This window comes from Halalkalibacter urbisdiaboli, from assembly GCF_002156385.1.
Classification (GTDB): Bacteria; Bacillota; Bacilli; order Bacillales; family Bacillaceae_D; genus Halalkalibacter_A; species Halalkalibacter_A urbisdiaboli.
The window spans coordinates 1357002-1368877 of sequence record NZ_MVJM01000002.1; the positions used below are offsets into that span (position 1 = coordinate 1357002).

Sequence of the window (11876 nt, forward strand, 5' to 3'; positions counted from 1 at the left end):
AGCGCCTATTACTAGTACTTCTACTTATTTATAAAAAGATTAATTAATAAAGGAGATTTTCAAATATGCATTTTGTTATTAATCGAGAGCGCTTTGTTCATGATGTTCAACATGTTGCAAAAGCCGTTTCATCTAGAACGACAATTCCAATTTTGACGGGGATTAAAATTGTCGCTACTCATGAAGGTGTTACGTTAACGGGAAGTGACTCTGATGTATCGATAGAAACATTCATCCCTAAAGAATCGGACGGGAATGAAATTGCCACTATTTCTGAAGAAGGTAGCATCGTTCTTCAAGCTCGTTTTTTTGCGGAAATTGTTAAAAAGTTACCTGGTGAGGAAATTGAGATTATCGTTAAAGACCAATTTGCAACAACGATACGTTCCGCTTCATCGGTATTTAATCTAAACGGACTCGATCCAGAAGAATATCCTAGATTGCCTCAATTGGAAGAAAATCTTACATTTCGTCTACCGCAGGATATGTTAAAGAACATGATTCGACAAACGGTTTTCGCGGTGTCCACTCAGGAAACACGCCCTGTGTTGACAGGTGTAAACTTAGAGACAGAGGAAGGTGAGTTAATCTGTACTGCAACAGATAGCCATCGTTTAGCAATGAGAAAAGCGACAATTGAAAAAAACGATGAAAACCTGTCGTTTTCGAATGTGGTTATCCCTGGAAAAAGTTTAAATGAATTAAGTAAAATTTTGGATGATACAAATGAACTGATAGATGTTGTAGTCACAGAGAACCAAGTATTGTTCAAATTAGAGAACTTGCTTTTCTTTTCAAGATTGTTAGAAGGAAAATACCCAGTTACAAAAAACATGATCCCAACACAATCCAAAACATCGTTTAAATTAAAAACAAAACCTTTTCTCCATACATTAGAGCGAGCATTGTTACTTTCAAGAGAGGGAAAAAATAATGTTATTAACTTGAAGACGCTAGAAGATGGCCTGATTGAAATTACATCCGTTTCTCCAGAGGTAGGAAAGGTTACGGAAAATATCCAAAGTGATGGAATGGAAGGCGAAGAAATGAGAATTTCTTTTAACGGAAAAAATGTTATCGATGCTTTAAAGGTTGTTGATAGTGAAGATATTCATATCGTCTTTACTGGTGCGATGAGCCCGTTTGTTATTCGCCCAACAGACCATAATCATTATCTTCACCTATTTTCACCAGTTCGTACGTATTAGTACATGTTGAATGATCCATTTGCTTCTTGAAAAACCACTTTTATTAGAGAAGTTTGCTAAGATGGGGACTTGGCTAGTTGGCTTTAGTCTAGTACAATAGAGTAAGATAGAAAAATCGAATGAACGAATGTTGGAAGGCAGCAACTCACATATTGAATTGCTGTCTTAACTTTGATACGTGTGAATTAGCCCAAAAAGGGATAGAAAGAGTGGTTTTGACATGGAACAGCTTACGATTTCGACAGCTTACATTACACTTGGTCAGGTATTAAAAGAGGTAGGAGCAATCGATACCGGTGGGATGGCGAAATGGTACCTTGCTGAACACGAAGTTTATGTGAACGGTGAGCTTGAAAATCGTCGTGGCAAAAAACTCGTTGCTGGTGACTTTGTAAAGCTTGCTGATGAAACGGTCATTGAGATTGTCTCTGTGTAGGAGGAGTCTCATTGTATATTAAAACACTGCAAATACGACAGTTTCGGAACTATCATCAGAGTGAACTTACATTTGATGAAAAGATAAATGTTTTTATTGGTGAAAATGCACAAGGGAAAACAAATGTTATTGAAGCCATTTATTTTTTAGCGTTGGCAAAATCACACCGAACGACAAAAGACAAAGAACTCATTGGATGGGGTAATGAATTTTCGAGAATCCAAGGAGATATTGTGAAAAAGTCGGGACCATTAACGTTGGATGTTATCATTTCAACAAAGGGAAAAAAGGTAAAATTGAACGGACTAGAGCAACGGCGATTAAGCGATTATGTTGGTGCTGCAAATGTCGTGATGTTTGCCCCAGAGGACTTAAATCTTGTTAAAGGAAGTCCACAAGTTAGACGGCGCTTTATTGATATGGAGCTCGGACAAATTAGTAAGACCTATCTCCATCAGCTCGGATTATATCAAAAGATTTTATTGCATCGAAATCACTTATTAAAGGGCCTCCAAATAAAAAAGGGGTCATTGGATATGCTTGATATCCTTACTGACCAGCTAATTGAGGTTGCTGCTACGATTATTAAAAAACGTTTCTCATTTTTAATGCAGCTTCAAAAATGGGCAGAAGGGGTTCACCATGATATTAGTAGAGGCAAGGAACGCTTAGAAATCATTTATAAACCAACGATTAACGTATCAGACGAGATGGACTTGTCAAAAATAAAAGAAGAACTCTATGAATCGTATAAAATAAAAAAACAACGAGAAGTTGCCAGAGGCGTCACATTATTTGGCCCTCATCGGGATGACCTAGGCTTTCTAGTAAATGGGAATGATGTGCAAACTTATGGTTCACAAGGTCAACAACGAACAACAGCACTTGCTTTAAAGTTAGCAGAAATTGAGTTAATCCACTCAGAAATTGGGGAGTATCCTATTTTGTTACTAGATGATGTATTATCGGAATTAGATGATTATAGACAATCCCACCTTCTTAAAACAATCCAACAACGAGTCCAAACATTTGTCACAACAACAAATATCGATGGATTAGATCATGAGACCTTGCATAATGCTGCCGTTTTTAGAGTGGAGCAAGGGACGATTATAAAATCATAGGCGGTGAGATGATTGTTTATTCATTTAGGCGGAGATATCATAATACGTTCAAAAGAAATTATTACGATATTAAATCATGATGTCCAAGAAATGTCTTCCGTTACAAAGGGCTTTTTAAAACAGGAAGAAAAGAAAAAAAAGAATGTTACCATTTCAGCAGATTTTATAAAATCGATTGTGATTACCGATGAAGCAATTTATTACTCACCTGTTTCTTCAGTTACGTTAAATCGACGAGCACAAGTGGTCTCTGATTTTGAATCCCAATTGGATAAAGAGCAAGAAACAGAGTTAAGTGAGTCATAGTTTAGAAACACACGGCTGAAACGTGTAGATATATGGAATGAAGGTGAAGAAAGTGGCAGAACAACAACATTCTGAACAACAATCCTATGATGAAAGTCAGATTCAGGTCCTTGAAGGTCTTGAGGCCGTTCGTAAACGTCCGGGAATGTACATTGGGTCCACTAGTGGCCGTGGTTTACATCATCTCGTATGGGAAATCGTTGATAATAGTATTGACGAGGCGATGGCTGGGTACTGCGATACAATTAGCGTTGCAATTGAAGAGGATAATAGCATTACTGTTGAGGATAATGGTCGTGGTATACCAGTTGGGATTCACGAAAAAATGGGACGACCAGCGGTGGAAGTCATTATGACCGTTCTCCACGCAGGAGGGAAATTTGGCGGTGGTGGCTATAAGGTTTCAGGTGGACTTCACGGAGTTGGAGCATCGGTTGTAAATGCTTTATCAACTTCACTTGAGGTTTATGTTCACCGTGAAGGCAAGGTATATTACCAACAATATCATCGAGGTGTACCAGCAGCTGACTTATCAATTATCGGAGAAACGGACAAAACAGGTACGGTTATCCATTTCAAGCCTGATAGCGATATTTTTACAGAAACAACGGTTTATGAATATGATACGCTAGCATCGCGGTTAAGAGAACTAGCCTTTTTGAATAAAGGGTTGACGATTCATATTAAAGATAAACGCGAGGGAGGAAAGCAAGCCACTTATTTCTATGAAGGTGGAATTGCATCCTTTGTTGAGCATTTAAACCGTTCAAGAGAAGTATTACATGATGAACCGATTCACATTGAGGGCGAAAAAGAGGGGCTTACTGTTGAAGTCGCTGTGCAATACAACGACGGGTATGTAAGCAATATTTATTCGTTCGCAAATAACATTAATACACATGAGGGTGGCACGCATGAATCTGGTTTTAAAACAGGCTTAACGCGTGTCATTAATGACTATGCTCGTAAAAATAATTTATTTAAGGAAAATGATCCAAATTTAACAGGTGAGGATGTCCGTGAAGGCTTAACGGCAATAATTTCTGTTAAAATTCCTGATCCTCAATTTGAGGGCCAAACGAAAACAAAGCTTGGAAATAGTGAAGCCAGGACAATTACAGATTCATTATTTAGTGAGTATTTTGCCCGCTTTTTAATTGAAAATCCACAAGTTGCCCGAAAAATTATTGATAAAGGTTTAATGGCTTCTAGAGCAAGAGAGGCTGCTAAAAAGGCAAGGGAACTAACAAGACGTAAGAGTGCACTTGAAGTAAGTTCACTACCAGGTAAATTGGCGGATTGTTCTTCTAAGGATGCAACAATTAGTGAGATTTATATTGTTGAGGGTGATTCTGCAGGAGGTTCTGCAAAGCAAGGACGGGACCGCCATTTCCAAGCAATCCTTCCGTTACGTGGGAAAATTATTAACGTTGAAAAAGCACGATTAGATAAAATTCTTGCTAACAATGAGATTCGTGCAATGATTACGGCGTTTGGTACTGGAATTGGTACTGATTTTGATATTGAAAAAGCAAGATATCACAAGATTATTATTATGACAGATGCCGATGTTGATGGAGCTCATATTCGCACCCTTCTTTTAACCTTCTTCTATCGTTATATGAGACCTCTTATTGAGAGAGGGTATATTTACATTGCGCAACCACCTTTATATAAAATCTCGCAAGGTCGAGATATTCAGTATGCGTATAGTGATCGTGAACTAGACGAAGTGTTAAAAACAGTTTCTGATCGTTCGAAGGTAGGTATTCAGAGATATAAGGGATTAGGTGAAATGAATCCAACTCAACTTTGGGAAACAACAATGGACCCTGAATTCCGTACGGTTCTTCAAGTAACATTAGAAGATGCGATGAAAGCGGATGAAGTGTTTGAAGTGTTAATGGGAGATCGGGTTGAGCCGCGACGTGATTTCATCCAAGAAAATGCTCAGTACGTAAAGAATCTTGATATATAGGTGGAGGTTTGTTTAAATGGCCGAACAGGACCAATCAAGAGTTAAAGAGATAAATATTAGCCAGGAAATGCAAACGTCCTTCATGGATTATGCGATGAGTGTAATTGTTAGCCGTGCATTACCAGATGCACGTGATGGGTTAAAGCCCGTACATCGTCGTATTTTATTTGCCATGAATGATTTAGGAATGACGGCTGATAAAGCTTATAAAAAATCAGCTCGTATCGTCGGAGAGGTTATCGGGAAATACCATCCACATGGTGATTCTGCTGTTTATGAAACGATGGTGCGGATGGCCCAAGATTTTAGTTTCCGTTACATGCTTGTAGATGGACACGGAAACTTCGGTTCAATCGATGGTGATGCAGCTGCAGCTATGCGTTATACAGAAGCGAAAATGTCGAAAATTTCGATGGAACTTCTTCGTGATATTAATAAAGACACGATTGACTATCAAGATAACTATGACGGTTCTGAACGTGAGCCTGTTGTCTTACCTGCTCGTTTTCCAAATCTTTTAGTTAACGGTGCTTCTGGAATTGCTGTTGGGATGGCAACAAATATTCCCCCTCATCAATTAGGAGAGGTTATTGATGGTGTACTAGCGTTATCAAAAAATCCTGAGATTAGTATTCCAGAATTAATGGAGTTTATTCCAGGACCTGATTTTCCGACTGGTGCAGAGATTCTAGGACGCTCTGGTATTCGAAAAGCATACCAAACGGGTCGAGGCTCGATTGTGCTACGTGCAGTTACAAATATCGAAGACAATAATGGGAAGGCACGAATTATTGTAAGTGAGCTCCCATATCAAGTGAATAAAGCAAAGTTAATTGAAAAAATTGCAGAATTAGTACGTGAGAAGAAAATTGATGGGATTACAGACTTACGTGATGAATCAGACCGTACCGGAATGAGAATTGTCATTGAAGTTCGCCGTGATGCAAACCCGAATGTACTTCTTAATAATTTATATAAGCAAACAGCGTTACAAACAAGCTTTGGAATTAACCTATTAGCGTTAGTAGGCGGACAGCCAAAGGTATTAACACTAAAAGAATGTTTAGAGCACTATTTGAATCATCAAGTTGAGGTGATAAGACGCAGAACTGCCTTTGAGCTTCGAAAAGCTGAAGCTAGAGCTCATATATTAGAAGGGTTACGTATTGCACTTGACCACCTAGATGAAGTCATTTCATTAATTCGTAATTCTCAAACGACGGATATCGCTCGAAACGGTTTGATGGAACGTTTTGAACTAAGTTATGAACAAGCCCAGGCGATTTTAGATATGCGTTTGCAGCGTTTAACTGGTTTAGAACGTGATAAAATTGAAGGTGAATATCAGGAGTTACTTGCGAAAATTGCAGAATATAAAGCGATTTTAGCTGATGGTGAAAAAGTGTTAGAAATTATTCGTGAAGAGCTGACAGAAATCAAACAAAAATTCAATGATCAACGCCGAACAGCGATTTCTGTAAGTGAGGATCAACTTGAAGATGAAGATTTGATTCCACGCCAAAATGTAGTTATTACAATTTCACATAATGGCTATGTTAAACGACTTCCTATTTCAACGTATCGTAGTCAGAAGCGTGGAGGAAAAGGAATTCAAGGGATGGGAACCAATGATGATGATTTCGTCCAGCATTTATTTACGACGAACTCTCATCATACGATTCTTTTCTTTACAAACAAAGGGAAAGTCTATCGTCTAAAAGGATACGAAATTCCTGAGCTAGGTCGGACAGCAAAAGGCATTCCGATTATCAACCTTCTACAAATTGAACCAGGAGAGTATATTAGTACGGTCATCCCAATTGAAGAATTTGATGATAACTCGTACCTCTTCTTCTTAACGAAACAAGGAATAGCCAAACGTACTCAGCTTTCCTCCTTTGCAAATATTCGCCGCGGTGGTTTATTTGCTATTAATCTTCGTGAGGATGATGAGCTACATGGTGTTCGTTTAACGGATGGAGACCAAGAAATTATCATTGGGACAAAGCAAGGAATGGCGATTCGTTTTCATGAGTCAGATGTACGTTTAATGGGGCGTACTGCTGGTGGCGTAAAAGGGATTTCATTATCGGATGATGATTGTGTTGTTGGAATGGACATTATTGAAGAAGACCACGATGTATTAATCGTAACGGAAAAAGGGTATGGAAAACGTACACCAATTGAGGAGTATCGTATCCAAAATCGTGGAGGAAAAGGAATTAAAACATGTAATATCACGGAGAAAAATGGTCCACTTGTTTCTTTGAAAATTGTTTCAAATGACCATGATATTATGATTATAACTGCTAGTGGTGTGATTATCCGTACACATGTAGAAGGGATTTCTACTACAGGGCGAAATACACAAGGGGTTACCCTAATTAGAGTAAACGAAGGCGAGGAAGTCGCAACAGTTGCTCGTGTTGATATTGATGATGAAGAAGTCGATGAATTGGATGAGAATGAAATCGACACAGAAACAGAAACAGAAACAGAAGATTTAGCGAGTGAAGAAGAACCTACAGATGAATAGTTGAGCTAACACCGGCGATTTAAATCGTCGGTGTTTTTTGATTGTTTATTGAGAGATAGAGTTTTTTTTACAAACTTCACACTAATGATACAAATATTTACAAGTTGTTAATCTAGTATAAATATAAATATTTTACTATTAAAAATGATAAATAATTAAAAACAAAGAGGTGTTTGTTTTGGAACAATTAAATCGTCGCAAATTTTTAACTTATGTCGGAACCGGTGTAACAGCTTTAACTGTAGCTTCAACTGGTTTAGGGGCATTAACTGAAAAAGTCAGTGCTGCAGAGAAGGTAAAGGCAAACAGCCACTTGTTTGGTTTCAAGAAAAAAGTGTCTGGTTTAGGTTTTACACCAATCGATGTAAGTACAAAGGACGAGCTTCGTCTACCAAAAGGCTATAAATATGATGTCATTGCTGCTTACGGTGATAAGATTAACAAAAAAGGCGACACTTTTGGTTTTAACAATGATTTTACAATGTTTTTTCCAATCGATGGTTCCAATGATCGTGGGTTACTATGGGTCAATCATGAGTATTCAAGTGAATTGTTTGTTCATGGAAAGAAACAAGGTGATACGTATACAAAGAGTCAAATTGAAAAATTGCTTTATAACCAAGGTGGTTCAATCATTGAAGTGTACCGAGATAGTGAAGGGATTTGGAAAATGGATACCGATTCTAAGTATGCCCGACGGATTACCGGCTTAACTCCTTTTAATTTAACAGGGCCGGCTAAAGGTTCAAAGACTGTTGGAGGGGCAACCACTGTTCAAGGTACTTTTGCAAACTGCTCTGGCGGTATGACTCCTTGGAACACAGTACTATCTGCAGAAGAAAATTATGAATACACAGCTGCTGATGCAGGATTAAATGACACTCATTATGGGTGGATTGTAGAGGTAGACCCGTTTAACGAGAAATTTACACCACGAAAACATACAGCATTAGGGCGCTTCCATCATGAAAATGCAGCCGTAGGAACTACAAACGATGGACGCATTGTCGTCTACATGGGTGATGATAAAAAAGACGCCTGTGTTTATAAATTTATTAGTAAATATAAATATGTTAAATCAAGAGGGACAGATAATTCCAAACTTCTTGAAGAAGGAACACTTTATGTTGCAGATATGAAAAACGGAAAGTGGTTACCTTTAACAATTGATGCTGTTCGAGAAGCAGCAAAGGGTGACTCTGAACTTTTGGATAAATTCCAAACACAAGCTGATGTACTTGTTCATACTCATGATGCAGCGATCTTACTTGGAGGAACTCCAACAGATCGTCCAGAAGATGTTGAAATTAGTCCATTTGATAAAACTGTATTTATTGCTCACACAAATAATGATAAGCATGGAAATATTCACGGTCATATCACTCGTTTTATTGAAGAAAAGGATGATTTAGGTTCATTAACATTTGATTTCCAAATCTTTGCCGCTGGCGGTAGTCAGAATGGTTTTAGCGCACCTGATAATTTGACATTTGATAGTGAAGGGAACTTATGGACTGTAACTGATATGTCAGGAAGTGCAATGAATAAAGGAGTATTCACTTCATTTGGAAATAATGGTATTTACGTTATCCCGACAATGGGAGAAAACCAAGGAGAAGCCTATCGTTTTGCGACTGCACCAGTAGACTCAGAGATTACTGGACCTTGTTTTACACCGGATGAAACGACCCTATTTGTTGCAGTTCAACATCCGGGTGAGCGCTCAAAAGACTTAAATAACTTAACGAGTATGTGGCCGCATCGTTCAGGTGATACTATGCCACGGCCAGCTGTTGTTGCGATAACAGGCTTTAAGTATTAATCAATTACATATTTTAAAAGGAGAATAGTTATGTTACAAAATATCGGTGTTCCCGGGCTAATCCTTGTGTTAGTTATCGCCTTAATCATCTTCGGACCTTCAAAGTTACCGGAAATTGGACGAGCATTTGGTACGACGTTGAAAGAATTTAAAAAGTCAACACGTGAGTTAGTTTCCGATGAAGAAAAGAAATCGGAAAAAGATCAAATAAATTAATCAAGGTAGAAGATATAAGTAGATTTACTACTTATGTCTTCTATTCATTTATTATGAGGTGGAGGTTGTAAAATGGATGATCGTGAAATGGATTTAGTTACTCATCTAGAGGAATTAAGAAAAAGACTCATGATAACGTTTGGCTTTTTTACATTATTTTTTGTTGCAGCTTTTATTTACGTTGAAGATATCTATTTAACGTTAGTCAATGATTTACCAATGAAACTAGCGATCTTAGGTCCAAGTGATATCCTGTGGGTTTATTTTATAATTGCAGGTGTTATTGCTATTGCAGGAACGATACCAACTGCTGCCTATCAAATTTGGTTATTTGTTAAACCAGCCCTTTCGGAAAAGGAAAGAAAGGTTACGTTAATGTATATCCCATCACTATTCTTGCTTTTTTTATGTGGAATCAGTTTTGGTTATTTTGTGATTTTCCCTATTGTACTTAATTTCTTAATGAGTTTATCCAGTGATATGTTTGAAACCTTCTATACTACTGAAAAGTATTTTCGGTTTTTACTACATTTGACCTTACCATTTGGTTTTTTATTCGAATTACCTGTTATTATTATGTTTTTGACAAGCTTAGGAATTCTTAACCCATATCGCCTTCAAAAAGTAAGAAAGTATGCATATTTCGTATTAATTGTTGTCTCAATTCTTATTACACCACCTGATTTTCTATCAGATATATTAGTTATTATACCTTTGCTTTTTCTATACGAAGTTAGTATTTTACTTTCTAAACTTGTGTTTAAACGAAAGCAGCATACAACTGTGGCGGCTTAGCTATAAATTAATATTTTTATAAAATCGTATTTGATTAAACTTTAAATTCGAACTTTCAAATCGTATAATAGGTTTAATATGAATGTGGCTGTCATTATGTAGGAGTGAATAAGCTATGAAGGTTAAACCGCAGCAGTTAGTTGAAGGATGTATTTTAGCAGAAGATATTTTCAGTTCTACAGACTTTCCGATTTTAAAAGAGAAGACGGTTTTATCAAAAGAGCATTTAACTATTCTTGATGTTTTTTTAGTCCCAGCTGTAGAGGTTGAATCCTTTTTAGTTGATGGGGAAAAATTTGTGCCAGTTGAAATGGGAGAAGATGGTATCCAAGAGGAAGAAGTAAAGGTAAAAGAGGATTCTACTCTACTTGATTATTATATGGAGGCAGTGAAACAGTATAAAAAGTTGTTTCAATCATGGCAAGCTGGTAAGCGTGTTGAGATGATTGAAGTTAGAAATTGTCTTCTTCCTCTATTTGAACGAGTTATTGAACATCCAAGAGATTTATTGACTCTACATCATTATAGTACGGCTAAAGACTATATTTACAATCATTCTGTTTCGGTCGGAGCTCTCGCTGCTTTTCTAGGGAATAAGCTAAATTATGAAAAAGGAGAATGGATGCAAATTGGTTTCGGTGGTGCATTAGCTGATGCAGGAATGGCTAAGCTGTCTCCGAAAATCTTGGAGAAAAATGGTCCGTTAACTGCTTCGGAATTTGAGGAGATGAAAAAGCATCCTATTCATAGCTATAAAATGTTAAAAGGAATTACTGGGGTAACTGATTCGGTATTACTAGCAGTTCTTCAACACCATGAAAGACATGATGGAAGTGGATATCCACTTGGTACCGATTCTCAAAAAATGCATATCTTTAGCCAAGTTGTTGCTGTGGCCGATGTTTATCATGCGATGACGTCTGAGCGTCATTATCGTTCAAAGCGATCACCGTATCAAGTTTTAGAAGAAATATCTAAAGAAGAATTCGGAAAGTTTGATCATAGAATTGTTCAAACATTACTTGATAGTTTAATAAAAATTTCAGTTGGTAGTAAAGTAAGATTGACGACAGGGGAAGAAGCTGAAATTGTTTTCTTTGATAATTTATCTCCAACGAGGCCGATGGTTAAGTTGAAGAAATCAGGGGATATTATTCACCTAGCTCAACAACCTGATATACATATTGAGGATATCATTTCCTGATATCCCTTTATTTATCGGTTGAAACAAAATAGCAAAACATGATATATTATTTCTTGTCGCAATAAGTTAGTCTTTTTTTAAAAAACTTATTGACGTCTTTGATTATTTTTGATATATTATTAAAAGTCGCCATTGAGCGATGCATAAGTTCTTTGAAAACTGAACAAAAGCCAAGCGAAAAAGAGATTGTTTTATTTCGATAAAATCAAATCTCGTCAATTTATTATTTATTCGAGCTAATCAGCTCACCA

General features: G+C 37.2%; 10 protein-coding genes. All 10 read left to right on the top strand.

Annotated elements, in window-relative coordinates:
- The first annotated feature begins 65 nt into the window (after positions 1-65).
- The 10 genes from dnaN (at position 66) to B1R93_RS14340 (ending at position 11625) form a co-directional block, all read left to right on the top strand.
- A complete protein-coding gene (dnaN, locus tag B1R93_RS14295) occupies positions 66-1208 on the top strand; it encodes a DNA polymerase III subunit beta (RefSeq protein WP_088104610.1) in 1143 nt (380 codons plus the stop codon).
- Between the two features lie 220 nt (positions 1209-1428).
- Positions 1429-1644 carry a S4 domain-containing protein YaaA gene (gene yaaA / locus B1R93_RS14300; protein ID WP_088104611.1) on the top strand — a complete coding sequence of 72 codons (216 nt, stop codon included), beginning with the start codon at positions 1429-1431 and terminating at the stop codon, positions 1642-1644.
- Positions 1645-1655: 11 nt separating this feature from the next.
- A complete protein-coding gene (gene recF / locus B1R93_RS14305; protein WP_088104612.1) occupies positions 1656-2768 on the top strand; it encodes a DNA replication/repair protein RecF in 1113 nt (370 codons plus the stop codon).
- A 12-nt stretch (positions 2769-2780) separates the two neighbouring features.
- Positions 2781-3074: an extracellular matrix regulator RemB gene (gene remB / locus B1R93_RS14310; RefSeq protein ID WP_088104613.1), complete on the top strand. Its 294-nt coding sequence runs from the start codon at positions 2781-2783 to the stop codon at positions 3072-3074.
- A 37-nt stretch (positions 3075-3111) separates the two neighbouring features.
- The gene (gene gyrB, locus B1R93_RS14315) at positions 3112-5052 is read left to right on the top strand and encodes a DNA topoisomerase (ATP-hydrolyzing) subunit B (protein ID WP_088104614.1); all 1941 of its coding nucleotides are present in this window, start codon (positions 3112-3114) and stop codon (positions 5050-5052) included.
- Positions 5053-5068: 16 nt separating this feature from the next.
- Complete coding sequence (gene gyrA / locus B1R93_RS14320) at positions 5069-7588, top strand: DNA gyrase subunit A (RefSeq protein WP_088104615.1); 2520 nt, start codon at positions 5069-5071, stop codon at positions 7586-7588.
- A gap of 178 nt (positions 7589-7766) precedes the next feature.
- Complete coding sequence (locus B1R93_RS14325; protein ID WP_088104616.1) at positions 7767-9410, top strand: PhoX family protein; 1644 nt, start codon at positions 7767-7769, stop codon at positions 9408-9410.
- A 30-nt stretch (positions 9411-9440) separates the two neighbouring features.
- On the top strand, positions 9441-9626 hold the full coding sequence (locus B1R93_RS14330; RefSeq protein ID WP_088104617.1) for a twin-arginine translocase TatA/TatE family subunit: 186 nt from the start codon (positions 9441-9443) through the stop codon (positions 9624-9626).
- Positions 9627-9698: 72 nt separating this feature from the next.
- Positions 9699-10421 carry a twin-arginine translocase subunit TatC gene (gene tatC, locus B1R93_RS14335; protein WP_088104618.1) on the top strand — a complete coding sequence of 241 codons (723 nt, stop codon included), beginning with the start codon at positions 9699-9701 and terminating at the stop codon, positions 10419-10421.
- A gap of 115 nt (positions 10422-10536) precedes the next feature.
- Positions 10537-11625: an HD-GYP domain-containing protein gene (locus B1R93_RS14340; protein ID WP_088104619.1), complete on the top strand. Its 1089-nt coding sequence runs from the start codon at positions 10537-10539 to the stop codon at positions 11623-11625.
- The last annotated feature ends 251 nt before the right edge of the window (positions 11626-11876 follow it).

Coding starts and splice junctions, on each gene's coding strand:
- tatC (WP_088104618.1), top strand. CDS start 9,699: ATGGATGATCGTGAAATGGATTTAGTTACTCATCTAGAGGAATTAAGA.
- gyrA (WP_088104615.1), top strand. CDS start 5,069: ATGGCCGAACAGGACCAATCAAGAGTTAAAGAGATAAATATTAGCCAG.
- B1R93_RS14340 (WP_088104619.1), top strand. CDS start 10,537: ATGAAGGTTAAACCGCAGCAGTTAGTTGAAGGATGTATTTTAGCAGAA.
- dnaN (WP_088104610.1), top strand. CDS start 66: ATGCATTTTGTTATTAATCGAGAGCGCTTTGTTCATGATGTTCAACAT.
- yaaA (WP_088104611.1), top strand. CDS start 1,429: ATGGAACAGCTTACGATTTCGACAGCTTACATTACACTTGGTCAGGTA.
- B1R93_RS14330 (WP_088104617.1), top strand. CDS start 9,441: ATGTTACAAAATATCGGTGTTCCCGGGCTAATCCTTGTGTTAGTTATC.
- gyrB (WP_088104614.1), top strand. CDS start 3,112: ATGAAGGTGAAGAAAGTGGCAGAACAACAACATTCTGAACAACAATCC.